Here is a 24,011-nt window from a genome sequence, read left to right as displayed (position 1 = left end):
GGCTAAACACAGGACACTAGAAGTGAGCAGTTGACGTCGTTTCGTGGTTGGTGAGGGAGCGATGGATTCACTCCCTCGCTGATCTTTTGGACGGGTTTAAGACGCGCGATCGCACCAAACCGCTCGCACCAAACCGCAATGATCATAGCGAAACCCTGGAGAGGTTGGGTTAAGATGACATTAACGCCCTGCTAATGCTTGTTTTTTAATTGGGAATTGAGGGGAGTTGAGTCTGATGGGTTGAGTGGTTAGGGTTAGCACCAATGAAGGCGATCGCGGGACTCAAAACCAAATCAGCCGGAGGGTTGGACCTTCCGGCTGATGACTGTATTAAGTGGTAACAATTATAGGCTGAGGGTCGAGACTCAATAAGATGCACGCGGGGTTTAAAAACTTTCAAAGATTAAATCTAATGCACTAGCGTTTCCTGCTCGATTGAGGACTGCCGACTTAGGCAACAGCTTCAACAGCCGCAGGACTTTCGAACATTTTGAAGACGCGATCGAGTTGAGTCAACTCAAAGATGATGCGAATCGCCGGTGAGACAGCGCAGAGTCCAAACTGGATATTGATGTTTTGGGCGAGTTTTAAGGCGGAGACGAGTGCCATCAGTCCAGCACTATCGAGGGATTCGGTCTGTTCCATATCAACGAGAACGACGGGAGTGGTTCTCGCGGCCACCGCAGAGGTCAGTTGTTGACGGACTTGTTCCGCATTTGCGGCGTTGAGATGTCCGCTGAGGCGGACGACGGTTACGTTGGGGGCTTGGGTTGCGGTGTGCATGGCTATATCTGAATCCAAAAACTAATTTCGCTTGTATAGTCTCAAGGTAGAGCATCCCTTGGGCTAGGCGCTACTGAAACGGGCCAAGTTTGCGGAATCTTTGTTTTTCTCCCCCCTTATGTGAAGATTTGGAAAAGTTGGCCCATCCAAAGGTATCTATAACTACCAATTGAAAAAAAGGTATGCCATACTGGAGGACGATGACAGCGCTTCAGTTATGCTAAGTTGCCGCCTCAATTCCTCAATCTTAAGTTGACTCAATATGCAGTGATGCAGATCACTTACAAGATAGGGTTGCGATCGCATGAGGGCGTCAGCTTTAGACGGATGATAAAGGCATAGAATTATCCGGATTATCATGAAAGCGTCAGCGGCAATCCGTCATCTTGTTGAAAAAGTCCTTTATGTCAAACGGTTAACCCCCGATCTGGAAAATCAGATCAATGCCGAGTTAACGCGAATGGGATATGTCTCAGATGTGGACTATGAGGCTCTCGAACTTCTGATGGACCAAATGGACCGAGGGGTGATTCAACTGGTCTCGAACCCCTAACCTCCCCGGCTGTAACAGCTTCTGTTAGGGTTGGCACGGGACGAAGGACGGCTCTCTATCTACTCCTGAGACATAGGCGACTTCAATGATCGCGTTTCTAAGTTTCTAAATTTTTGGTCTTATTTTTGGTCTTAGTCGTCCCAAGTTTGACCCCTAGCATCAGCTATTAACTCGCGTTGAGACGTTCGCTAGTCGTTTCAGGGTGTTTCTATAACGCTCAACGTTAAGCCACGATAGTGTAAGTTTGATACCCTCATCCCCCAGACCCCAGACTCGATCGCATCGGCTCATGGGGTTTTTCTGCTGTCTCATCTGCTGTCTCATCTGCTGTCTCATCTGCTGTCTCAAGGTGAATCTTCAGAGAAGCGGGGGTCGTCAAAGCCTTAAAATCGAGTCAGACAGCGGCCGCCATCTAAGATAGCCATCCAACATTGCTCTATGACCCAAGATCTACAAGACCAAATCTTCTCCCTGCAACAAACCATCCAAAGCCTGGAACAAGAACGCCGTGATCTAGCCATTCATCCACGGCTTCCCCCGGAGGATGCGCCTCCGGCCGTGATTGTGGAAGCTTACCGCGCTCAGGCCCGTGCGAGTGCTGAACAGGCCGCCGAGATTAAGGGGATTGATGATGCGATCGCCGCGTTACAACTGCAACTACGACAAAAGCGGGCCTTGGTGGGTCATTACCGCGACCATCAACGAGATCCCTTGCGCGAGGAAATCGAGCAAGCCAAAGCCAAAGCCGAACATTACGCCGAACGGATTAACGAACTCAGTGGTGAACTCATCGTTGAAGTGCGAGCGCTCAAAGCGATCGCCGATCAACTCAGTCCCCTCTACTGGCAATATGAAGGGAAACCCTTTATCACCGGCTTTAAGCGGGTGACGGTTCCTCACGTGCGCTCCGATAGTACGGTCTGGAATGTGGTCAACCGGGTCGTTTGAGGGAAAATGAGTCAACATCTCTCCCGAGCATCTATCCTAAGATTTTCGACAGATTTTCGACATTCGGCGCTCGAATGCGATACAACAAGATTCGGAGTCCCCGAGTCTAATCCCTCTTTGTCTATCTTATTAGTCCAACTATGATCGAAGTCGAACAACTCCACAAACGCTATGGAACAACTCAAGCCATCCAAGATGTGAGTTTTTCCGTAGAGAAAGGGGAAATCTTGGGTTTTCTGGGTCCGAATGGAGCGGGAAAGACAACCACCATGCGGATCTTGACCGGATATCTCCCGGCCAGTTCCGGGACGGCTCGGATTGCGGGGTTTGATGTCCATGATCAGTCAATGGATGTACGTCAACGCATTGGCTATTTGCCCGAAAGCCCGCCGTTGTACAGTGAAATGAGCGTTGAGGGGTTTTTGCATTTTGTGGCGCGGATTAAGGGCGTTTCAGCGGGCGATCGCCCCCAACGAGTAGACCGCTCCATTGAGCAATGTGGGTTGAGCGATCGCCGCAAAAGCCTGATCCGCAAACTGTCCAAAGGGTATCGCCAACGGGTCGGGATTGCTCAGGCGATCGTCCATGATCCACCGGTGATTATCCTCGATGAACCCACCGTTGGCCTCGATCCTCGCCAAATTATCGAAGTCCGCAACCTGATCAAATCCCTGGCCGGAAATCACACCATTATCCTGTCGACCCACATTCTCCCGGAAGTCAGCATGACCTGTAGCCAGGTGGCGATCATCAATCGCGGCCAAATCGTCGCCACCGATCGCCTCGACAACCTCATGGAACATCTGACGGGGGGAACCTACTATGATGTCGAAGTCGGTGGCGGTGTTGATGGGGTGGAAACGGCGATTGGGTCTTATCTGGGTTATCTCCCTAATCTGCGATCGGTAGATCCGCTTCCCCGCAACGATCTCCCCGAAGGACGGTATCGCTTCCGCATCACCGTCGAACCCGGTTCAGAACCCGGTTCCGAGATTGCAGCCGCTATCCTGGACGGGAAACTACAACTTCATGAAATGCGTCGCAGTCGCGCCAGTCTCGAAGATGTCTTCTTGCAACTGACGACCGAAGAGAAAATGGCGGAAGACGCCGCCGAGGACGACGCAGAGACATCAGAAGCCGCCGCCGAGGACGAGACGTCATCTCAAGAGACGTCATCTCAAGAGACGTCATCTCAAGACTCAGATCCTAACCCCGATGACTCTCCCGAGTCGAAACTCCCGTCCGACAGCTAATCCCGCTCATCCGAACCTCCCCTGTCCTCTATTTTTTGACCTCGAATGCGCCTAATTTTTGCTAATATCATTGCTATTTATCGTAAAGAACTTCAGGGGTATTTTGCCTCACCTCTAGCGATGGCGATCGCCGGTATTTTCTGGTTAATTTCCGGGTTTTTCTATATCACCATTCTCCTCGATCCACAACGAGGAATCCTTGCTCAAGTTGCCACCCAAGCCGCCGTTCAGCAAGAGTTAGGAACTCCTCGCCCTCCCCTAGATGTTCCCTATGAATTTCTGCAATTTTTCCTAGGAACCGTGGCATCTCTATCACTGTTTATTTTGCCAATTTTATCCATGGGACTCTATGCCGAAGAACGGAAACAGGGAACTCTCGAACTATTAGCCACATCGCCGGTTTATAACTGGACGGTTGCTACGGGAAAACTCCTGGGGGTCGTGACGTTTTATATCACCATGATCGCCCCCTTACTTCTCTATGAAGCCATCACCTTTAGCGTGGCTGAGCCAGCCTTTCCCGCGACCATTCCCCTACTCGGACATTTAGGCTTAATCCTGCTGGCCGCCAGTGTTTTATCCTTGGGAATGTTTATTTCCTCCTTGACGGATAGCACAATTCTTTCAGCAATTCTCACCTTTGCTCTGGTCTTGTTTTTGTGGATCATAAACCTGATTGCAGCCAATGTCCCTGGTCCCGTGGGGGAAGCTCTGGCTCATCTGTCAATTTTGGAAAACTATAGCAATTTAGTTCAGGGAGTGGTTGATGTCGGTAGTTTAGTCCTCTTTGCTAGTTATATCTTTTTGGGAATTTTCCTAACGGCCCAATCTATTGACACCCTACGTTTCCAACAAAACTAATTCCCTGCCCTCGTTTTTAAACAATTATGGTCAATATCCTTAAAAAATACTGGAATGTTCTCTTATGGCTGGGTTTATTTCTAAGCGTAGCCGGACTAACAAGCGGTGCTGTTGCTGGGGTTTGGACTCCGATTCCGGCCTCACTCATCGTCGCGGGAGTCATCATCTTGGGGATTTGGCTCATCTACCTGGGAGCGTTTCAACGAGGGTTTTGGGCGCGGCGATCGACTGAGGCGGGAACTAACGCCATTTTTGCGACAGCAGCGGTTCTTTTGATTCTCGTGTTGATGAATTTCTTGGCGGTTCGCGCCGGGGTTCGTTTTGATGTCACGGAAACTCAACGCTTTACTCTTGCACCTCAAACTCAAACCTTGATTCGTAATTTAGAGGAACCGGTGAAGGTGTGGGTGTTCTCCTCGCAACCCAATGAGAGAACGGTGGAGTTGTTAGACAACTATCGCCGCATTGCACCCGATCGCTTCGATTATGAATTGGTTAATCCTCAAGCCAATCCTGGATTGGTTCAGACGTTTGATGTTACCTCCGTAGGAGATGTATTTCTCGAAATGGGCCAGCAACGTCAATATGTGACTACCTTGGACTTAGAACCTCTGGCTGAAGCTCAACTCACTCGTAGTTTAGCTCAGTTGCAAGGGGGCGATCGCCTGACGGTGTATATGCTACAAGGCCATGGAGAACCGGCGGTTTTAGCCGATGGGGAAGAGTCCATTTCCCGAGCGGTGCGAGCCTTGGAGGAAAATGCAGCGGTGGTGAACTCGCTCAATCTCATTGAACAAGGACGAGTTCCCGAGGATGCTGATCTCGTTGCGATTATTGGCCCCACCAGTCGCCTCTTTGAACCGGAACTCGAGGCGTTGGATGACTATTTAGGTGAGGGTGGCTCGGTGTTCGTGTTAGTGGACCCCAATACAGACCCCGGTTTAGAGGACTGGTTAGCAGATTGGGGGATTCGGCTTGATGAACGGATTGCGATCGATCCCGATCGCTGGGTTCAAGGGTTTGGCCCAGCGGCCCCCCTGGTTCTCGACTACGGAACTCATCCTATTACTGAAGACTTTGGCCGCAATTACACGATTTTTCCAGTGGCTCGTCCGATGGAGTATGACACGGTCGAAGGGGTTGAGATGACTCCGTTGTTATTCACCAGTGACGCGAGTTGGGCCGAAGCCACTCTCGAAGAAGGACCCGATTGGCAATTTAATGCCGAAAGCGATCGCCCTGGCCCCCTTGTTTTAGGGGTTGCGGCTCGTCGAGAGCTGTCTGAAGTCGATGAGTCGGCGGAAGTGACGGAACCGGCTGAGCCGGAAGATGAGCCAGAGACGGAGGAACCACAGGAGAATGAGCCTGAGGCGAGTGAAGGGGTGGAAGAAACGGCGGAGGATGTCGAAACTCCCGCAGAGACTCCTGAAGAGACTCCTGAAGAAACGGCGGAGGATGTCGACACTCCTGAGGATGTCGACACTCCTGAGGATGTCGAGACTCCCGCAGAGACTCCCGCAGAGACTCCTGAAGAAACGGCGGAGGATGTCGACACTCCTGAGGATGTCGAGACTCCCGCAGAGACTCCCGCAGAGACTCCCGCAGAGACTCCTGAAGAAACGGCTGAAGAGACTCCCGAGGAAACCCGTGAAGCGCGTTTGGTGGTTGTCGGGGATTCTGATTTTATGACTAACGCCTTTTTTGACGGACAATTAAACAGTGACTTCTTCCTAAATAGTGTGTCTTGGCTCAGTGATGACGACAGCGGCGAAAGCCTAACCATTCGTCCTCGGGAAGTGGTCGATCGCAATATCATGATGACCCCACGGATTGCCCGTTTACTGAGTTGGACCGCCTTAGTCACCTTCCCGGTGATTGGCTTTGCAACCAGTGCGGTGCTTTGGTGGACTCGCCGTTAAAGACAGGTCGGGTGGGCAAGATCTTGCTCATCCGACGAGGATAAATTTGGGTCTTCAGGATATACGGTGTGATTTGTTGCATTGGATACAAAATTGTAGAGGAACCCACCCCTAGCCCCTCCCAGGAGGGGAACCCACCCCTAGCCCCTCCCAGGAGGGGATTTTTCGCCCCTACAGCAACGGATGTAATCCGCCATAAATTTTCCTTATAACCCTGAAACCAGAAGACCCATAAATCTGAGAATTATAAATCCAAAACGGAACGGGCTTTAGAAACAATTTCTTTGGGACGAAATGGCTTCGTCATGTAGAAATCTGCCCCAACCGCAAAGCCTTCTTTTTTCTCTAACTCTTGTCCTTTTGCGGTTAGCATGATGATATAAATATCAGTTTTGTTCCAGTCTTTTTTAATGGTTTTACAGACTTCAAGCCCATTTTTTTTGGGCATCATCACATCTAAGAAAATTAGATTGGGATGCTCTTCTTCAACAACCTCTAAGGCTTCGAGTCCATTCTGAGCCATGAGCAGCTCAACCCCTTCATCTTCTAAATCTTCCAGGGCTTGCTCTAATAAAATCCTAATATTCGGTTCGTCGTCCACAATCAAAATTTTTAAACACATCTTATTTTAGGAATTGTAGAACTAATGGTGTCCGCTATTGACCACTCTTTAGGGTTGTTATTAATCATGTTGGTGGTGGTTTTGCGAGATGACTAAAATTAGAATCATCCACCACCATAGCACCTAAGAACCGGATTTGTCAGCGATCGCGGCTACTTGTCGATGTCTCCGAGTAGGACAAAGACGAGATGTTCTAGGCCTTTCTCAAAGCGTAACGCCTGAACGACCTCATGTTCTTGCAAAAATTCCGAGTCGATGGCGATGATATCCGGTTGCAGGGCCATGGCTTTCGCGACGCATTCCTGTTCATTTGAGGCTCTGGAGACGGTATATCCCTGAGCGGTTAAAACTTCAGAAATGACTTTGAGACTCGAAGAATCATTATCGACCACTAACACTTTTTTATGCGATGATCCTTGGTAGAGTAAGGAGCCAACTTCCTTGAGAAACCCTTGGCGATCGATGGGTTTTTTCAGGTAGCGATCGACCCCAGAGCGATAGCCGCGTTCACGATCTTCAACGATGGACAGCACTAAAATGGGAATTTCCATAGTTTGGGGTTCATTTTTCAACACCGCCGCTACATCAAAGCCATCGATATAGGGCATCATCACATCGAGTACAATTAAATCGGGACGCGATCGCTTCACCTCCATAATGGCCTCAACCCCATCTTTAGCCAGGCGCACCTGATACCCTTGAGCCTGCAACGATTGGCGTAATAGCTCCCGCACATGTTCATCGTCGTCAACGACTAAAATCGTCTTCCCGAGGGGATCTGCAAGCTGGGAGGGGGTGGCTGGTTCATGGCCGGCGACCTGATCTTCGAGTTGTTGCATTAAGGGAACTAATCCGAGCCGTCGTGCTACTTCAGGGGTTTGACCTAAATTCGACGGCGATCGCCCCTCGATCGCGTCTTTAACGGGTAACGTAAAGATAAAACAACTTCCCTGGCCCAATTCACTCTCGGCCCAGATGCGCCCCCCGTGATGCTCTAAAATTTGTTTGCAAATGGGTAAACCCAACCCAGTCCCTTTGGGTTTATCCGTGAGGGTTTCTCCCACTTGTTTAAACTTCTCAAAGACTTTCGTTAAGTCTTCTGGGGCAATGCCGATTCCCGTATCTTGAACCTCAACCCGGATTTGGGAGTTTTCGCAGCAGGCGCGACAGGTGATTTCCCCCGTTTCTGTGAACTTGACGGCATTCGAGAGTAAGTTAATGACCACTTGAATCAGGCGATCGCCATCGCCGAGAACCGGGGGCAATTGTTCGGGAAAATCAGTAATGAGTTGGAGATTTTCTCGCTCAAACAGGGAGGAACTGGCGGCGATTGCCCGTTCTAACACCTCTAAGACTGACAGAGGTTCCTGATTCCATTCTACTTTACCTGCCTCCATTTTAGCGATATCTAAGACATCATTAATCAGAGTCGTGAGGCGTTCGGCTTCGGAGACGATGATATTGAGGTTTTGCCGGACTCGCTCCTGATGACGCTGCGCCTGGCGATCGCCTTGAGGTAATAGAGGAAAAACTTTGTCCTCTAATTTTTCCAAAACAATCGAGGCAAAGCCTAACACTGAGGTTAACGGAGTCCGAAGTTCATGGGAAACTGTAGCGATGAAGTCCGTTTTCATGCGGTCTACTTCTTTCTCTAGGGTCACATCGCGAATCAAGACCACCGAACCAATATCAATCTGCTCAGACTCTCCCGGAATCGGCTCCCAGACTCTTGTGGCTAGGGCCTGACCCATATGTTTCCCCTGTAAGGGAACTTCAGCGATAGCGGCTTGGTGACTCGAGGTTTTTTGCAAGTCTTTGAGTAAGTCGTCGATCTCCATTAACCCTAACTCCTCACAGGTGCAACCGATGACCTCCCCGGTTGTGAGATTAAACATCCGCCGCAAGACGGGATTAAAACGGGTAATGCGGCCGGCGGTATCCGTCACTAAGAGGCCATCAGCCAGGTTGTCTAAAATGGCGTTGAGATCTCCGAGAGCTTGTTTTAAGGCTTCTTCGGCGTGTTTGCGTTCGGTGATGTTCATCCCGGCCCCCCGGTAGCCGATTAGATGGCCTTCGTTATCAAAGCGGGGGATTCCCGTTGCCGAAATCCAGACCACCTCTCCTTGCTCGGTGAGGCTACGATATTCAAGGTGAAAGACCTCTTGACCTTCAGCGATGGTCGCAAAGCTCTCGCGTAACCAGTTGAGGTCTTTCTCATCAACTAAATCAAAGGGATTACGGCCGAGGAGATCCTGGTGATGATAGCCTAAGACATCGAGCGATCGCTCACTGACATAGGTATAGATCCCCTCTATGTCGATTTCCCAGAGATATTCTCCGACGGCTTCGGAGACATCCCGAAATCGCTGTTCACTCTCGCGCAGGGACAGTTCCGAGGCGCGGCGATCGCGGATATCGCGAGCGATGGCGGCTAACCCCATCGGTTCTTGAGTCTGGGGGTCATAGGTCACGAAGACGGTGTAATCTAAAGGAATTGGCTCATTGGTGAGCATATGCCGAAAATTAACTTCCCCGTGCCAGCTTCCCGTCTGTTCAATGCTGCTAAAGATATTTTCGCGAACCCAGTCCCAATCTTCGGCTAAGAAAAAGTCCTTAAAGACACAATCGCTCAGTTTAGGTTGAACAACTTCTCCCTCTGCTGAGGGGTGATTTTCGCCGAAGTTGTCGTCTGAATCGTCATCAGCTAGGCCCACCAGTCGCCGTCCAGCTAGGTTTAGATATTGAGGAATCCCATCAAAGCTGGCAATACCAATAAAATCGTTGCTGTTCTCAATAATTGAGACCAAAGATTGTAACTCCCGCTCGGATTCTTTGCGTTGGGTGATTTCGTTAATCCAGCCAAACCAAATTATTGAACCATCGGCTTGATATTCCGGCTGCGATCGCCCCTCCATCCATTTCAAACGTCCCGATGGGGTGATCATGCGCCATTCCAAACTCCAAGTATTGCCGGTTTTGGCTGAGGCTTCGATGGAGGCTTGCAGTTGCGAGATATCCTCAGGGTGGGTTAATTCAAACATGATCGAGACATCCCGTTCAATCACCCCGCTGGGAACCTCAAAAAAGGATTCAGCACTGGGAGACATATAGGGACAACTCGCCTCTCCCTGGGCATCTATCCGGAACTGATAAAGCGCTCCTGGGGCATTTTTCGCGATTTTTTTGAGTTGCTGCCGGTTTTCTTGTTTGAGAGCTTGGAACAGTTCGGTTTGTTGAATAGCCATGTTTAAATGAGAGGCTACTTCCCGAACAAATTCAATATCTTGTCGAGTCCAGTTTCGCGGTTCAGAACATTGGTGAATACAGAGAAGTCCCCATAATTTTTGTTTTTTAATTAAGGGGAGAACGAGGTTAGCACGAACTTGGAAACGCCGTAAAATATCTCGATGACAGTCACTTACATCGGCAACTTCAATGTCAGCAACAGCATAGACTTTTCCTTGACGATAGATGGTCGAATAATTCTCGCCAAAGCAGTAATCGGTTACTGTTTGCGTCATCACTGAGTCATAAGCTAGACTCACATTTTCGGCAACAAATGTCCCCGTGTTAGGGTTCGATTTCCTGGAAAACTCAAACACGGCTACGCGATCGGCGTTTAGGAGATGGCGAATTTCTTTGACCGTGGTCTGAAAAATTGTCTCTAAATCCAGTGTTGATCGGATATGATGAATAACATGAGACAGTGCTGCTTGTCGAGTTAAGTGCGTCTCTTCTAAATCAGCAAGTTGCTGACGAAGTTGAGCAATTTCCAGGTTGGGATCTTGGAAAGACTGGGACATCTGGGGTTTGGATAAGTTGGGGTGAAGGAGTGCGTTACGGAATAATATAACCTGATTGAAAGTTTACAATAGCTCTCTATCTTCAAGGGGGTTTGCTAAGGGGGTTCGCTAAACAAACTAACTGGGGGGTTGAGATTCGAGAAAGGGTGAATTAATTAAAACACGGTACAGTTTTAACAAGATGGGAATTGAGACAAACATATCATGAATATCATTAGCCGTCATGGTCTGTAAGTTGGGATTTTCTAGGGTTAATCGCTCGATTAGTTTTTGATAGTCATCAAATAAGGTACTTGAGTGAGATGCTGAGGGGTGAAGGGGTCTAATAATCGTCTGAGAATTGGCGTTTGCATCGGAAGTTGGGGAGGGATCGCCGAGATCCGGCCGCAAAGGAATCCAGATCTTAAATTGGGTTCCACCTCCCGGCCGCGAGTCACAGAAAAGTCGTCCGTGATGTTTCTCAACGATAATCTGACGGCTGATGGCTAGTCCTAATCCGGTTCCTTTTCCTAAGGCTTTGGTGGTGAAAAAGGGATCGTAGATTTGCGATCGCACCTCGTCACTCATTCCCGGCCCATTATCGGCGATTTCGATAACAACCCAGCGGTTATCGTGCAGTTGGCTACGAATCCACAGGGTTGGCTGCTCGATTTGGGCCTCTTCCATGGCGTCAATGGCGTTGGCTACGGTGTTAATAAACACTTGGTTGAGTTGTCCGGCGTAGCACTCGATATCGGGTAAGTCCTGATAGTCGCAGTGAATGGTGACTTCGGGGCGATCGCCTTTGGCTTTAATGCGATGGTTGAGGATCAATAGGGTGCTATTGAGTCCTACATGGATGTCAGCCAGTTGGGGGCGATCGCGATCAATACGGGAAAAGTTTTTCAGGGATAAGACAATTTCCTGAATCCGCTCAATTCCCATTTTCATCGAAATAATAAGCTTGGGTAAGTCTTGCTCTAAAAAGTCCAAGTCAATATCTTCGATTAAGGTCTCAATATCCGGGTTGTCTTGGGGATACTCTTGGCGATAAAGATGAATTAGCTCAAGTAAGTCCTCGGTATAATTCTGAGCGTGATCGAGATTCCCGTTGATAAAATTAACAGGATTATTGATTTCATGGGCAATTCCGGCCACCATCTGACCTAGGCTCGACATTTTTTCACTCTGGACAAGTTGAGCTTGAGCCTGTTGCAACTCTCCGAGGGTATCTTCTAACTGTTTGGCTTGTTGTTGGGCGCTTAGGGCGGTGCGGCGACTTTGTTGGTAGAGTAGAGCTTTGTCGATGGCGATCGCCGTTTGTACGGCAAACAGGGTCAGCAATTTTAGGTGTTCAGCATTGTAGGGGGTTCCCTGTTCATGCACAACGACCATTAAGCCGATGCTTCGCGATTGAACGCGCAGGGGAACGCACAGGAGAGAGGCGATAGAGCGATCGCCGGGGGTTGAGCGGCGATCGCCGGGGACGTCGTTGACAATCTCTCCCTGGCCTTGCTCAAAAACGGCTCCTAAAATACTCTCATTTAAGGGAAGTGGATTAGACCAGCTTAAGGGAATTCCTTGCTGTGATAACAGTCGCAGTTCCTTGGGGTTCTCCTCTAATAGCCAAATCGCTGAACTGGTGCAGGGTAAGGTGTTTTCGACTTCTCGCAATACCAGTTGTGAGAGTTGACTTAAATCTAAGCTGGCGGTGACTTGGGTGGAAATTTCATAAAATAGGTCGATTTCCTGATAGCGTTCTAGCAATTCTCGGGCCAGGGATGTTTTTTCGCTCTGCTGACGCGCCAAACAGGTAATTAGTTGATGGACTAGGCTCATCTCGTCATAACTATGAATCCACCCCAAGGTTTGACCGTTAATGTCAATCGATCGAGCCGTGGGAGATGAGCTAGACTCAGGATGAGTTCTTAGTTTGGGCTTTTGCTTGACATTTGAGCCAAATTGTGGTACAAGCTCCAACTTATTCAGATCAGCGGTTGTAAAGACTGTTAAATGTCGAGTATCTTCAATGGCAAACTCGATATTTAACTGGCGACTGAGCTGGTGCAGTGTTGTTTGTATATCGGTTTGACTCAACAGTTTTTGGAGAAGCGATCGGCTCATGGAACGGGGTTGGCGATGGCGTTGGGACAGGAGGATTAGGGCTAAAAACAGGTTCGAAGATCTGTCACTAAACCTGCTCTGACTATGATAAACCCGTTCTCAGACTCTGGGTAGCGATTTAACGGCCCTCGCTGAAACCTGTAACAAAGTGTGATAGAACTTGACAGGGGTACTACAAGGTTTTTAACCATGACGCGCGCCGTTGCCCAAAAACGCTACATCAATCAAGAGTTTGGACTCATTGCTGATTTTGATGGCCCGATCGCCGATGTTTCGGAACGCTATTATCGGGTCTATCACGAATGTTTAGATCGGATGCAGGGGGACGATACCTCTGTTCAACGCTTCTCGAAGTCGGAATTTTGGGCTCTCAAACGCGCTCGGGTTCCTGAACGCACGATTGGGGAACGCTCAGGCTTAACGCCGGAACAGGCCCGAGAGTTTGCGGCGTTGCGCCGTCAGTTGGTGCATAGTCAGCCTTATCTGAAGTATGACCAACTCATCCCTGGGGTGATCGCCGCTTTAGAACGAGCCCAGGAGGCGGGAATTGAGCTAACCCTGATGACGATGCGACGGGAACGAGAGTTGGCTGAGGCCCTCTCTCGCTTTGATGTGGGGCGATTTTTCCCCGAGGAACGCCGCTATTGTATGGGCGATGATGCGGTGAAAACGGCGGATACGAAGGATAAACCCCGGTTGATGGCCCGGGCGATGAAGGAACTCCCCTGTTATCAAACTCTATGGATGGTGGGAGATACGGAAGCCGATGCGATCTCGGCGGCGAGTCAGGGAATTGGCTTTATTGGGGTTCTCTCGGGAATCCGCGATCGCCCCTCGTTGGCTGCTCATCATCCTCATCAGATTGTCAACAATCTCAGTGACGCAGTGGATTTTCTACTCGCACCGTCGATGGCGAATCGCTAACAGACGACAAAAGACGGGCGATCGCCCGTCTTTTGCTAATAGCTATATCAGTTAGGACAACTTCAACGTAAATAGCTCGATGTGAGCCAAAGAATGAAGAAGGTCAACCAAGCGGCGATGATTTGTGGGTCAAGCTGCGAACCGAGGACCGTCGCTAATTGGCCACCGAGAAGAACGCCGACGATAACCGCCAAGAGGGTAAACAAGACGGCGCGTCCAAACCGCTTTTCCTTGCGATTGAGGAAATATAAACTGGCCCCAGCACCGAGTGCTAACGTCACGGGAACGTAACTCGCACTAATGGCACTGACAACACTCAACGCCGCAAAGATTCCCGCCGGAAGCAGGACATCCCCTTGACTGGGGGTGTCGATGGCCCCTTGTAGCCAATCTGGCATCCGGTTGGATGGTGGATCGGGAAGGTTTTTTGGCGGTTGGGCCACCATGCGTTCGGGAAAGCGGATGCCTTCGGGAACTTTGATTTTGCCTTCCTGACGTAATCGCAACCGATCCATAAGGACGGCGTCGTAAGCCATTTCGATGCGCTCGACCGCCTGGCGATCGCCACCCTGATCGATCAGCCGGCTACGTGCCGCTTGAATTTCGTCGAACGAAGCGTCTTCAGTGACTCCGAGCTGCTCGTAAGGACTCTGGTCGCTCATTGCCCAAATTATTAAAAAACGTGTCTATCTATTCTATAGCTTAGCTTGAGTCTTGCGGTTTCGACAGACTTCGCCACAAGTTTCTTTCGGTTCTGGGCTTGTACTGAGGAATTTGAGGCGAGATTGATTCCCTTAAATCCCCCATCTGCACTCTCTTCAGCGGTTGGCTTCGGGTTGCACGCGAGGGCGATCGCCCAAAAATCTCACCGGTCTATTGTTGCCGGGGTCAGGGTTCACTACAATGTACTTAAACTTATTTGAGATCCTCTTAACCTTCTGTCAGCTTGGCTCGGGCTTCGCGTTGCCGGGATGCGATCGAGGTTGAAGGGTCGGACTCTTCCTGTTCACCCCACAGTACGCTTCAAGCTCATGGCTCGAACTAAACCTCCGTCTAATAAAGTGTTAACCATCCGTCTGCCGGTGGGAGAACTTGAACGCCTAGAGGAGTATTGCCTGAAACGGGGGAAGACCAAAACCGATGTATTACGGCAGATGATTCGTAAATTGCGGGTCTAGGAGCTTGACAAAATGCACAAAATATGCCACAAGATATAGGCAAGTTAATCATCAGGGGGGTCAAGAGCCGCGAGAACCGCCTTAGGATGTAACTTGTCCTTAAACCAGACAATGGGAACCGAGACATCGCTGAGATTCACCCCAGCCTTAGCCAAGTTTAGCCGTTCGGAGACGGCCAACAGAAGCGGGCGATCGCTTCCCTGGCGGACTTGAGAGAACTTCTTACGCAGATACTCCGGTCGCCAATAGCCGACGATTTCGAGCAGTACTTCTCGGCCATCGGGATGAATCAAGCGGAAATCGGGAACCATGACACTTCCGGGAATGGGGATGAGGTCTACCTCTCGTTCCAAGACCCAAGGGGTGTCTAGCTTCTCCCAGCGTTCAGCGAAGGATTGTTCCAACATTGAATCATAGGCTTTCCCGGCCGGGTAATGGCTGACGAGTCCGCAGTCAGAATCGAGGCTGAAGCGACCCTGAACCGTGCGACCTTTGCGGGAGTCTCGCTGTTGTAGGGTGGCGTTGAGACTCCAGCGGCTGACATGAAGCAGGGCCGGGAGGAGTTTGGCGATGGCCAAGCCGTAGCGGGTACTGGGTTTAAATAAGCTGGTGGGGCCATCAATGGTAATTGTAAAGCCGCAATCAGCATCCCCTTCGATGTAAAACATCAAACTAAAGAGTTTGAGATAGCGAAAGAGAAGTTTATATTGGCCGGGGACATTGCGATGGGCCTGAATGGTAATATCGCTGGCTCGGTAAAAGATGCCCTGAACTTGCGATAGATTGTAGTGATGTAGTAGGGCCTGAGGGTCTGGGGGAGTAAATTCCGTCAGACGGCGGTTTTCCTGTAAATCGGCATAAAGTCCCTCAACAATGGCGGTGATGGAGACCTCTCGTTCGAGTTCCTGCGTGAGTTCCCGGGCCACAATGTCCAGCGTTTTGAGGGTATTGTGCGGTTGTGGGACTCGTTGCGCGGCGGCGGTAAAGACTCGCGATCGCAACTCCATCGGATCTAAAGGACTCACAATCTCAAACGTACAATAGCGCCCTTTAAGCAAATGAGCCAACCCCCGCCGCAACCGATAATCGGGTTGATCGCCTTCAAATTCCTTGAGGCGGCGATCGAGATGTCCCTGAGTCTCGTCGCGGGAGGCTTCAAACAGGGCGATGGCCGCCTCGGCTAACCTAAGATGAGGTGTATCAAGGGGAAGTCGTTTGGGGATCAGGGTTTCACCCCGGCGGCGATGGCTGAGTAGATCAGTCGGTAACATAAGGACAATCCCCAAACAAACTCGAATAAACCCGTTTCAACTTAGTCGGAGGATTGCTTATCGTGAATGTTGATGCCATTATCGTCTCTTGCATCATCTGCCAATTCTCGGTTTTGGAGTCTTTAACCCTATGTCTGGTCTGCGATCGCGCTTATATTTGAGCTTAACACTCTCGCCGCTGCTGCTGTTGGCTGACGGGGTCTTGCTGTCTCAACTCCCCAGTTTAGCCCAGGAGATCAACCTCGCGGAAACTAACGTCGCGCAGATGCAACCCCAGCAACAGCGACAACAGCAACGACGACAACGGTTGCGAGAGGGGAATGAACATCTAGTCAATCAAAACTACGAAGCCGCTGAAGCGGTTTTTCGGGAACTCTTGCAAGACTATCCCCAGGATTCTCTGCTGCGTTATAAATTGGGGAATGTTCTCTCGGCCCAATATCGCTACGAAGAAGCCAGTGATGCTTATCAAGAGGCAATTCGGCTGAATCGAGATCACGCTCTGGCTTATAATGCGTTGGGCAATTTGCGGGCCAATCAAGGACGACTTGAAGAAGCCGTTTCTCTCTATGAACGGGCCTTAGAGATTAATGATAGCTACGTCGAGGCGATGCAGAATTTAGGCCGCGTCTTGGCGCAACTGGAGCGATTTGCAACCGCCTCACAAGTGTTGTCGGAGGCCTTAGAGTTGTGGCTTGAGCGGGATGAAATCTGGAAAGCCCTAGAAGTTGCTAAACTTTTGGAACAGGTCAACGCACGTCGTGGACTGGTTTAATTGAGTATTAGTCAACTGTGAGAATTCCTCTTGAACAACCCAGGAATTGGTCGGGCCTCCTCGGCTGGGGCCTGGTGGTATCTGTTGTGATTATGGCGTCGGCTTTAATGGGTGCGATCGCCGCGTTAGTGGTTCCCACCTCTCCCCTAGTGCAACCGAGTGGCCGAGAAAATCGGCAACAGGGACAGTTTGGCTATGAATTGACTCGTCCGGTGAACTTGATGCTGTTGGGAGTTGATCGAGATCCCGAGTTGGCCGATGATTCCCCCGACTTGTTGGAGGGCCGCAGTGATACGATTTTGGCGGTACGCTTTGATACGGGGGGCCAGCGAGTCAATGTTCTCTCGGTTCCTCGGGATACGGAAGTCGATTTAGGAGATTTTGGCTGGGGAAAGCTCAATGAAGCCAATTATCTCGGTGGGGTGGCGTTGATGCAGGCCAGTTTAGAAGCCTTGCTGAAGGAGGTTGAGTTCGATCGCTATGTGCGGCTGAATACCCAGGGATTGGTGGAGTTGGTCGATGTATTGGGGGGAATCGAGGTTTGGGTTCCTTATCCGATGTCCTATCGCGATCGCACTCAGGAGTTGACCATTGAACTCGATGCCGGTTGGCAACGGTTGACAGGGGAGATGGCGCAACAGTTTAGTCGTTATCGTCAAGGTCCCTATGGGGATATTGGCCGGGTACAACGACAACAAATGCTGTTACAAGCGTTGCGCGATCGCCTCACGAGTCCGACCGTCTTTCCCCGTATTCCGGCGATACTGCGGATTTTGCAAAACGACATCGATACCAATCTCAGTATTCCGGAGATGTTGGCCTTAGCTAGTTTTGCCCTTGAGATCGATCGCGATGACCTCCGCATGGCCTTACTCCCTGGGGATTTTAGCGACGGTCAAGATACTGGGATGAGTTATTGGAGAGTTGATGAGGCGGCTGGCGATCGCTTGGTGGACCAATTTTTCCAGGCTTCAGATCAAGGTGAGTTTATTGATGATGTTCGCCAGCAAACGGCCTTTGGTCGCGAGGAATCCCCGGAGGGCGATCGCAGCTATTCTAACAATCCCTTGCCGGTACAGCCTCGGATTGCCCTACAAAACGCCACCACTGATCCTCAAGCCGTCGAACGGATGGCCGCGTATCTGGAGGAGTTGGGGTATGAGGACATCTACGTCAGCGACGATTGGGGAACGGTTCATCGGCAAACGAGCATCATTGTGCAGACGGGAGACTATACGGCGGCGGAACGGCTGCGATCGGATTTAGGCTTCGGTGACCTTGAACCCCTCTCGACGGGGGATATTGGTTCGGATTTGACGATTCGCATTGGTTTGGATGTGGATCGATTGTTTCGAGAGGGAATCGGAAACAGGGAATAGGGGGGAGAAGGGAGAAGGCATGCATGCATGCAAAAGGGAGGATGTTTGGCAAGGGGCGATCGTGAATCCGGATTAAATCCTAGGTTTGTTGAAAAGATAACTTAGGTTACTTATGGCCCCTATCGCTATGGATCGTTCTCAAGACCCTTATCCATCCGATTCTACCCACAGTGGTTCCTCGGGGAATCCGGGAAACCCTGCCGATCGCCGCCGGGGAGAGATTGAACAGCAACTGTTGCAATCGAGTACCTATCAGATTGCCTTAAATGGCTTAAAAGAGATGTTTGGCGATGCGGGGTATGCGGCCCAGATGCTGATGCACGAGGTCACTCGCGAGGCGATCGCCCTCGCTCTACAAGGCCGAGTTGAGACGGGGGATGTACCGATGGCCCCGCCAATTTCTCAACCGATTTCTCGGCATAACCGTCCTTCTCCATCGCCTCGCGATCGCTATCTCTATCGACTTGGCCAGTATCTACGGGCGCAACGATGCCGACAACGGCTATCGTTGGTGCAACTGCATCACCGGACGCGGATTCCCATCAGTCACTTGCAGGCCCTGGAATCGGGTCATATTTCCCAGTATCCTCAAAGTCCAACCTATCTCAGAGGAACGCTGCATCTGTGGGCGACGGCTTTGGGACTGAATGCTGATGCGATCCTGGCGAAGATGCCACCGCTACCGCGATCGACGCCCACTCGACCTCCTCTGCCGCCTCGTCCGCCGGTCTTAACCTCTCCTCACCCCTCGCCGCAGACGTTGGCTTATCCCTGGTGGTGGCGATCGCTGGCCTGTGGAATGCCGTTGTTGGCAACGATTGGACTGGCGTTCTGGTTTGCGAGTCTTCCGGCAACGTCGCCGCCTGCACGTGATGTCCTCGAACCGGATCAAGCCAATCCTCGCGCCAAAACGCCTCAACCGTCGTCTTTAGAAGGATTCGGGGGCGATCGCCCCCAGATGATTCCTCCTGAACCGCTCCTGCAACGCCGGGATTAACTCGATTTCAGATTATGCACCAGTCGCAATAGCCAGAGGGAGCAACTGAGGGCAACGAAATGAGCAAAAAGGCTATTGGTATTGGCCAGAACGACAAAGATATCAATCGGTTGCACCAAACGACTTAACGCCGCCGGCGAAAACTGCACCCCCTCGGAACTCAAGACCTTGACCATGAGCAGGCCGGTGATGATTTGGGCGGCGATGAGGTTAAACAACATCCCCACGAGGTTAATGATGACTCCTGTTTCGAGGGACCCGACGGTTTGCGATCGTGTCGGCCGCAACGAGGTATCGGGAATTGCTAAACGCTTGGCAATCTGGGTATAGCGCAAGGCCCAATACATCCCAATCGCCAAAGCCACGAGGCCGGTGATAGCAAAGAACAGTCCCGGTCCCTCTTCAGGACTGAGGGTATTGGCTTCGGCGGTGTTAGAGCCGACAAAGCCAGCAAAGAAGAAAATTAAGCCTGCAATCACACCCAGGACGAGTTGAAACCAAAAACTAATTTTCCCAAAGCGGCGCATGGCCGGAATGACTCGCTCTAAGGAGGGGGGAATTTGCCCTTCATAGGTCGCTGTATCACGAGTTGGAAGTTGGTTATCGTCAGTCATGAACGTCTTATGGGTGCAGAAGTACAGCAGTAGCTATCGTTCCAGGATATCGTTTTTCCTCGGTGACTGTTGGGCGATACCCGGCTTCTGTTATTTCGGGAGTTGGCTTCGTCGTCGTCATGGCGTTTCCGCTAAGAAGCCAAGGCCATGATAGAACTATGAACGACCCGATACTGGCCCTAAAGGGTACAGTGCGGGTCTTCTCGCTGAGGTAGATAAACTCCTATGTTTAGTGCATCCATCCCTGAGTCAGACCTACAGGAACGATTTAGGGACCTTCAGACACAACTGCGCGATCGCTGGCAGACCATTGACCAGTTCGACCAAGATGATAATGATATTCTCGTTATCCCCTCTGTTACTCTGGATCAACGAGAATTGACAAAAATCGCTGGGGTTCACCATTACGAGGAACGCAATCTCTATTCCCTGATTCGCCTACGCAACCCCCGAACTCGCCTGATTTACGTCACTTCGCAACCGCTCCACCCCAGTACCATTGACTATTATCTGCAACTCTTACCGGGGATTCCCTTCTCTCACGCCCGCGATCGCCTCCTCTTATTCTCGACTTACGACTCGTCTCCCCAACCTCTCACCCAAAAAATCCTCGATCGCCCCCGCTTAATTGAACGCATCTGGCGGGCGTTACGACCCCAACAGTCCTATATGGTCTGTTTTAATGCCACGGCCTTGGAACGGGAGTTATCGGTACGCCTAGGGATTCCTCTGTTAGCGTTAGATCCTGACCTCCTCTATTGGGGAACGAAAGCCGGTTCGCGGCAGATTTTTAGCGATTGTGGGATTCCCCATCCCCCCGGAAGTGCGTTAGTCCATTCGGTGGAGGACTTGACAGCGGCGGCGTCCGAGTTATGCGATCGCCAACCCCAGGCCCGGCGCTTTGTGGTCAAACTCAATGAAGGCTTTTCGGGAGAAGGAAACGCTCTTTTGGATGTGACCGGACTTCGGGACCGTCCCGCTACACAACGATTGGACCAATTGCGCGATCGCTTCTCCCAGATGCGCTTCCAAGCCGACGGGGAACAGTGGCCCAGTTTCGCCAGCCGTATTCCGGAACTCGGGGCGATCGTGGAATTGTATATTGAGGGCCAGGTGAAGCGATCGCCGAGTGTCCAATGTCGCATCACCCCGGAGGGAAGGGTCGAAATCCTCTCAACTCATGATCAACTCCTCGGTGGTCCTGATGGACAAGTCTATCTCGGTTGTGTCTTCCCCGCTGATACGGATTATCGCGTGCGCCTGCAAGAGTTGGGTTTACGAGTGGGGGCGGCTTTGGCTGAGAAAGGCTGTTTAGAACGCTTTGGGGTGGATTTTATTGCGGTTCCTCAAGCTGGAGATTGGCAGTTACACGCTATTGAAATCAATCTGAGAAAAGGGGGAACGACTCACCCATTTATGGAGTTAAAACTATTAACGAAAGGACGCTATGACCTTGACAGCGGTTTGTTTTACAGCCAACAAGGACGGGCAAAGTTCTATCGGGCTAGTGATAATTTACAGAAGCCAGGGTATCGCGGTTTGTTGCCCAATGATTTGATGGAAATTATCGCCTATCATCAACTTCATTTTGATAGCAGCACGGAAACTGGGACGATTTTTCATCTCATGGGCTGTTTGTCGCAATTTGGCAAGTTGGGGTTAACCAGTATTGGTAATTCCCGTCAGGAGGCGGATGAGATTTATCAGAGGGTTGTGGATATTTTGGATGCGGAAAGTCGCCGCTATGGGACGGAGGAGGAGGAGGGGAATATGCCCCCAAGTCATCCGATTGCCTGGCGGGGACGGATGGAGGTGGGAAATCCCCAATTTAGGAAAGATAGGGAAAATTAGGGATGATGTCTCTTGTCGAAGCGGTGCGTTCCGGCAAGTTTTAACGGAGTGGTCAAAGTCCAAAGTTAGGTGATGCCGGAACACATCCTACACCCTTTTGCCTCTGGAAGAGAGGGCAACCACAAGGGATTGCCCCTATTCCTTCGTTTTCGGTTTAAAGGTGGAGGAAACATAGAGTTCTTTTAACTGTTTCTTCTCCACATTGGCGGGGGCATCTGTGAGGAGACAGCGGGCTTGTTGGGTTTTGGGGAAGGCGATGACATCCCGGATGGAGTCTTCTTGGGCTAATAACATGACTAGGCGATCTAAGCCGTAGGCGATGCCGCCGTGGGGTGGGGTTCCGTAGTCGAAGGCGTTGAGGAGAAAGCCGAATTTCTCGTTGGCTTCTTCGTCGGATAAGCCGATGGCTTCGAAGACTTGTTCTTGAATCTCTCGTTGGTAAATCCGTAGGCTACCACCGCCGATTTCGTTGCCATTTAAGACTAGGTCGTAGGCTAAGGCCCTGGCGGTTTTGAGGTCGGCTAAATCTTCGGGGTTGGGGGCGGTAAAGGGGTGGTGGAGGGCTTCGAGGCGTTTCTCGTCGGCGTTCCACTCGAACATGGGGAAGTCGGTAATCCAGAGGAGGTTGAGTTGATTCTCGTCGATGAGATCCATCTGGCGGGCGATGACTTGACGCAGGCGATCGAGGGTTTTGTTGACGGTTTCTCGGTCTCCGGCGCCGAATAGCAAGAGATGTCCGGATTCGGCGTTGGTTCGGCTGAGGAGTTCGGCTTTTTGGTCGTCGCTGAGGTTGTCTTTGATGGCGCCGATGGTGTCGATCTCGCCGTTGTCTTTGACGCGAATGTATGCGAGTCCTTTGGCCCCGGCTTCGCTGGCTTCTTTGAAGAGGTCGCCGCCGGGTTTGATGCGGACGTTGGAGATGGTGGCGTTTCCGTTGGGAATGGGGAGGACTTTGACGATTCCGCCGGCTTTGATGGCCCCGGAGAAGACTTTGAAGCCGGAGTCTTGCATGAGGTCGCAGACGTCGACGAGTTCTAGGCCATAGCGGGTGTCGGGGCGATCGCAGCCGTAGCGGTCCATGGACTCGTGATAGGTGAGTCGGGGGAAGGGCCGGGGAAGGTCAATTCCTTTGACGGTTTTGAAGATATGGGCGATGAGGGCCTCGTTGAGGTCGATGATTTCGTCGAAGGACATGAAACTCATTTCCATGTCCAGTTGGGTAAATTCGGGTTGGCGATCGGCCCGTAAGTCTTCGTCGCGGAAACAGCGGGCGATTTGATAGTAGCGATCCATCCCCGACACCATCAATAACTGTTTGAACAGTTGCGGGGATTGGGGAAGGGCGAACCATTCGCCGGGGTTGACGCGACTGGGAACGAGGTAATCCCGTGCGCCTTCGGGGGTGGAACGGGTTAGGACGGGGGTTTCGACTTCGACGAAGTTTTGCTGATCTTCGAGGAAGCGACGGATGGCTTTGATGGTGTCATGGCGCAGTTTGAGGTTTTGGGCCATGCGATCGCGCCGTAAGTCGAGGTAGCGATATTTGAGGCGCAATTCTTCCCGGACGGCTTCGACTTCTGAGGTCCCGACTTGGAAGGGGAGTTGTTTGTGAACTTCGTTGAGAACTTCGATGCGATCGGCGTAGACTTCGATTTCGCCGGTGGGGAGTTTCGGGTTCAGGGATTCGTCGGGCCGTTGATAGACGGTTCCGGTGACGCGCACGACATATTCGTTACGGAGTGGGTCAGCCTGTTGGAAGGCTTCTGGGGTTCGTTCGGGATCGCCGACGATTTGCACGACTCCGCTGCGATCGCGCAAATCCACGAAAATCACGCCACCGTGATGCCGACGACGATCCACCCAGCCGCAGAGGGTGACGGTGTTACCAATATCTTCTTTTCGGACAGTGCCGCAATAGTGGGTTCGCATGGTGGCAGGGTTAAGGAGTAACGTGCAGATTCAAATCTGGAAAACTTCCCCATTATGCCGTATCGCTGAGGAGAAGGCAAAAGGCAAAAGGCAAGGGGCAAGAGGGGGAAGAAGGGAACGGGGAACGGGGAACAGGGAACGGGGAACAGGGAACGGGGAACGGGGAACAGGGAACAGGGAACGGGGAACAGGGAACAGGGAACAGGGAACAGGGAACAGGGAACAGGGAACAGGGAACAGGGAACAGG

At 51.2% G+C, this 24,011-nt stretch carries 20 protein-coding genes; 11 read left to right on the top strand and 9 right to left on the bottom strand.

The genetic code is table 11. The annotated features are described in order from the left end of the window. Nucleotides 1-450: 450 nt before the first annotated feature. Nucleotides 451-783, bottom strand: a complete 333-nt coding sequence (locus tag R6U67_RS02255) for an STAS domain-containing protein (RefSeq protein WP_410251042.1) — start codon at nucleotides 781-783, stop codon at nucleotides 451-453. A gap of 358 nt (nucleotides 784-1,141) precedes the next feature. On the opposite strand from R6U67_RS02255, the gene R6U67_RS02250 reads away from it, so the two are divergent. Continuing rightward, a complete protein-coding gene (locus R6U67_RS02250; protein ID WP_410251041.1) occupies nucleotides 1,142-1,336 on the top strand; it encodes a hypothetical protein in 195 nt (64 codons plus the stop codon). A gap of 253 nt (nucleotides 1,337-1,589) precedes the next feature. Here R6U67_RS02250 and R6U67_RS02245 read toward each other — a convergent pair whose 3' ends face one another. Further along, complete coding sequence (locus R6U67_RS02245; RefSeq protein ID WP_410251040.1) at nucleotides 1,590-1,715, bottom strand: hypothetical protein; 126 nt, start codon at nucleotides 1,713-1,715, stop codon at nucleotides 1,590-1,592. A gap of 59 nt (nucleotides 1,716-1,774) precedes the next feature. On the opposite strand from R6U67_RS02245, the gene R6U67_RS02240 reads away from it, so the two are divergent. The 4 genes from R6U67_RS02240 to R6U67_RS02225 all read left to right on the top strand — a co-directional run bounded on the left by R6U67_RS02240 (nucleotide 1,775) and on the right by R6U67_RS02225 (nucleotide 6,317). Then, nucleotides 1,775-2,284, top strand: a complete 510-nt coding sequence (locus tag R6U67_RS02240) for a hypothetical protein (RefSeq protein ID WP_410251039.1) — start codon at nucleotides 1,775-1,777, stop codon at nucleotides 2,282-2,284. Nucleotides 2,285-2,424: 140 nt separating this feature from the next. Beyond that, nucleotides 2,425-3,537, top strand: a complete 1,113-nt coding sequence (locus R6U67_RS02235) for an ABC transporter ATP-binding protein (protein ID WP_410251038.1) — start codon at nucleotides 2,425-2,427, stop codon at nucleotides 3,535-3,537. A 45-nt stretch (nucleotides 3,538-3,582) separates the two neighbouring features. Continuing rightward, nucleotides 3,583-4,398 (top strand): ABC transporter permease, encoded by an 816-nt coding sequence (locus R6U67_RS02230; RefSeq protein WP_410251037.1) that lies wholly within the window; start codon nucleotides 3,583-3,585, stop codon nucleotides 4,396-4,398. A 26-nt stretch (nucleotides 4,399-4,424) separates the two neighbouring features. Beyond that, nucleotides 4,425-6,317: a Gldg family protein gene (locus tag R6U67_RS02225; RefSeq protein ID WP_410251036.1), complete on the top strand. Its 1,893-nt coding sequence runs from the start codon at nucleotides 4,425-4,427 to the stop codon at nucleotides 6,315-6,317. 244 nt (nucleotides 6,318-6,561) lie between these two features. On the opposite strand, the gene R6U67_RS02220 is transcribed toward R6U67_RS02225, so the two are convergent. From R6U67_RS02220 to R6U67_RS02210, 3 genes are all read right to left on the bottom strand, one after another. Continuing rightward, nucleotides 6,562-6,939 (bottom strand): response regulator transcription factor, encoded by a 378-nt coding sequence (locus tag R6U67_RS02220; RefSeq protein ID WP_410251035.1) that lies wholly within the window; start codon nucleotides 6,937-6,939, stop codon nucleotides 6,562-6,564. A 152-nt stretch (nucleotides 6,940-7,091) separates the two neighbouring features. Further along, the gene (locus tag R6U67_RS02215; RefSeq protein WP_410251034.1) at nucleotides 7,092-10,742 is read right to left on the bottom strand and encodes a PAS domain S-box protein; all 3,651 of its coding nucleotides are present in this window, start codon (nucleotides 10,740-10,742) and stop codon (nucleotides 7,092-7,094) included. Nucleotides 10,743-10,859: 117 nt separating this feature from the next. After that, the gene (locus R6U67_RS02210; RefSeq protein WP_410251033.1) at nucleotides 10,860-12,845 is read right to left on the bottom strand and encodes an ATP-binding protein; all 1,986 of its coding nucleotides are present in this window, start codon (nucleotides 12,843-12,845) and stop codon (nucleotides 10,860-10,862) included. A gap of 189 nt (nucleotides 12,846-13,034) precedes the next feature. Here R6U67_RS02210 and R6U67_RS02205 point away from each other — a divergent pair, with 189 nt between their 5' ends. Then, a complete protein-coding gene (locus R6U67_RS02205) occupies nucleotides 13,035-13,769 on the top strand; it encodes an HAD family hydrolase (protein WP_410251032.1) in 735 nt (244 codons plus the stop codon). A 62-nt stretch (nucleotides 13,770-13,831) separates the two neighbouring features. Here R6U67_RS02205 and R6U67_RS02200 read toward each other — a convergent pair whose 3' ends face one another. After that, the gene (locus R6U67_RS02200) at nucleotides 13,832-14,431 is read right to left on the bottom strand and encodes a CPP1-like family protein (protein WP_410251031.1); all 600 of its coding nucleotides are present in this window, start codon (nucleotides 14,429-14,431) and stop codon (nucleotides 13,832-13,834) included. A 369-nt stretch (nucleotides 14,432-14,800) separates the two neighbouring features. Between R6U67_RS02200 and R6U67_RS02195 the strand changes: the two genes are divergently transcribed. Continuing rightward, nucleotides 14,801-14,947: a ribbon-helix-helix protein, CopG family gene (locus R6U67_RS02195; protein ID WP_410251030.1), complete on the top strand. Its 147-nt coding sequence runs from the start codon at nucleotides 14,801-14,803 to the stop codon at nucleotides 14,945-14,947. A 44-nt stretch (nucleotides 14,948-14,991) separates the two neighbouring features. On the opposite strand, the gene R6U67_RS02190 is transcribed toward R6U67_RS02195, so the two are convergent. Next, on the bottom strand, nucleotides 14,992-16,218 hold the full coding sequence (locus R6U67_RS02190) for a DUF790 family protein (RefSeq protein WP_410251029.1): 1,227 nt from the start codon (nucleotides 16,216-16,218) through the stop codon (nucleotides 14,992-14,994). A gap of 130 nt (nucleotides 16,219-16,348) precedes the next feature. Between R6U67_RS02190 and R6U67_RS02185 the strand changes: the two genes are divergently transcribed. The 3 genes from R6U67_RS02185 (at nucleotide 16,349) to R6U67_RS02175 (ending at nucleotide 19,369) form a co-directional block, all read left to right on the top strand. After that, nucleotides 16,349-16,993, top strand: a complete 645-nt coding sequence (locus R6U67_RS02185; RefSeq protein ID WP_410251028.1) for a tetratricopeptide repeat protein — start codon at nucleotides 16,349-16,351, stop codon at nucleotides 16,991-16,993. Between the two features lie 17 nt (nucleotides 16,994-17,010). Next, nucleotides 17,011-18,372 carry an LCP family protein gene (locus tag R6U67_RS02180; RefSeq protein WP_410251027.1) on the top strand — a complete coding sequence of 454 codons (1,362 nt, stop codon included), beginning with the start codon at nucleotides 17,011-17,013 and terminating at the stop codon, nucleotides 18,370-18,372. A 127-nt stretch (nucleotides 18,373-18,499) separates the two neighbouring features. Further along, nucleotides 18,500-19,369 (top strand): helix-turn-helix domain-containing protein, encoded by an 870-nt coding sequence (locus R6U67_RS02175; protein WP_410251026.1) that lies wholly within the window; start codon nucleotides 18,500-18,502, stop codon nucleotides 19,367-19,369. Here the strand turns inward: R6U67_RS02175 and R6U67_RS02170 are convergent. Further along, nucleotides 19,366-19,983, bottom strand: a complete 618-nt coding sequence (locus R6U67_RS02170; RefSeq protein ID WP_410251025.1) for a DUF3611 family protein — start codon at nucleotides 19,981-19,983, stop codon at nucleotides 19,366-19,368. The genes R6U67_RS02175 and R6U67_RS02170 overlap by 4 nt on opposite strands. 225 nt (nucleotides 19,984-20,208) lie before the next feature. On the opposite strand from R6U67_RS02170, the gene R6U67_RS02165 reads away from it, so the two are divergent. Beyond that, nucleotides 20,209-21,834 carry a peptide ligase PGM1-related protein gene (locus R6U67_RS02165; protein ID WP_410251024.1) on the top strand — a complete coding sequence of 542 codons (1,626 nt, stop codon included), beginning with the start codon at nucleotides 20,209-20,211 and terminating at the stop codon, nucleotides 21,832-21,834. A 135-nt stretch (nucleotides 21,835-21,969) separates the two neighbouring features. Here R6U67_RS02165 and aspS read toward each other — a convergent pair whose 3' ends face one another. Beyond that, on the bottom strand, nucleotides 21,970-23,763 hold the full coding sequence (gene aspS / locus R6U67_RS02160) for an aspartate--tRNA ligase (RefSeq protein WP_410251023.1): 1,794 nt from the start codon (nucleotides 23,761-23,763) through the stop codon (nucleotides 21,970-21,972). Nucleotides 23,764-24,011: the final 248 nt, after the last annotated feature.

Origin of the sequence: Sodalinema sp. (assembly GCF_046483825.1) — a bacterium.
GTDB lineage: Bacteria > Cyanobacteriota > Cyanobacteriia > Cyanobacteriales > Geitlerinemataceae > Sodalinema.
This window is presented reverse-complemented; position numbering and strand designations above follow the sequence as displayed.

What these genes read in the sequence shown, in the direction of transcription:
- aspS (WP_410251023.1), bottom strand. Translation starts at nt 23,763, where the DNA reads ATGCGAACCCACTATTGCGGCACTGTCCGAAAAGAAGATATTGGTAAC.
- R6U67_RS02225 (WP_410251036.1), top strand. Translation starts at nt 4,425, where the DNA reads ATGGTCAATATCCTTAAAAAATACTGGAATGTTCTCTTATGGCTGGGT.
- R6U67_RS02250 (WP_410251041.1), top strand. Translation starts at nt 1,142, where the DNA reads ATGAAAGCGTCAGCGGCAATCCGTCATCTTGTTGAAAAAGTCCTTTAT.
- R6U67_RS02165 (WP_410251024.1), top strand. Translation starts at nt 20,209, where the DNA reads ATGTTTAGTGCATCCATCCCTGAGTCAGACCTACAGGAACGATTTAGG.
- R6U67_RS02200 (WP_410251031.1), bottom strand. Translation starts at nt 14,431, where the DNA reads ATGAGCGACCAGAGTCCTTACGAGCAGCTCGGAGTCACTGAAGACGCT.
- R6U67_RS02195 (WP_410251030.1), top strand. Translation starts at nt 14,801, where the DNA reads ATGGCTCGAACTAAACCTCCGTCTAATAAAGTGTTAACCATCCGTCTG.
- R6U67_RS02215 (WP_410251034.1), bottom strand. Translation starts at nt 10,742, where the DNA reads ATGTCCCAGTCTTTCCAAGATCCCAACCTGGAAATTGCTCAACTTCGT.
- R6U67_RS02210 (WP_410251033.1), bottom strand. Translation starts at nt 12,845, where the DNA reads ATGAGCCGATCGCTTCTCCAAAAACTGTTGAGTCAAACCGATATACAA.
- R6U67_RS02170 (WP_410251025.1), bottom strand. Translation starts at nt 19,983, where the DNA reads ATGACTGACGATAACCAACTTCCAACTCGTGATACAGCGACCTATGAA.
- R6U67_RS02230 (WP_410251037.1), top strand. Translation starts at nt 3,583, where the DNA reads ATGCGCCTAATTTTTGCTAATATCATTGCTATTTATCGTAAAGAACTT.
- R6U67_RS02190 (WP_410251029.1), bottom strand. Translation starts at nt 16,218, where the DNA reads ATGTTACCGACTGATCTACTCAGCCATCGCCGCCGGGGTGAAACCCTG.
- R6U67_RS02175 (WP_410251026.1), top strand. Translation starts at nt 18,500, where the DNA reads ATGGATCGTTCTCAAGACCCTTATCCATCCGATTCTACCCACAGTGGT.
- R6U67_RS02220 (WP_410251035.1), bottom strand. Translation starts at nt 6,939, where the DNA reads ATGTGTTTAAAAATTTTGATTGTGGACGACGAACCGAATATTAGGATT.
- R6U67_RS02205 (WP_410251032.1), top strand. Translation starts at nt 13,035, where the DNA reads ATGACGCGCGCCGTTGCCCAAAAACGCTACATCAATCAAGAGTTTGGA.
- R6U67_RS02240 (WP_410251039.1), top strand. Translation starts at nt 1,775, where the DNA reads ATGACCCAAGATCTACAAGACCAAATCTTCTCCCTGCAACAAACCATC.
- R6U67_RS02185 (WP_410251028.1), top strand. Translation starts at nt 16,349, where the DNA reads ATGTCTGGTCTGCGATCGCGCTTATATTTGAGCTTAACACTCTCGCCG.
- R6U67_RS02255 (WP_410251042.1), bottom strand. Translation starts at nt 783, where the DNA reads ATGCACACCGCAACCCAAGCCCCCAACGTAACCGTCGTCCGCCTCAGC.
- R6U67_RS02235 (WP_410251038.1), top strand. Translation starts at nt 2,425, where the DNA reads ATGATCGAAGTCGAACAACTCCACAAACGCTATGGAACAACTCAAGCC.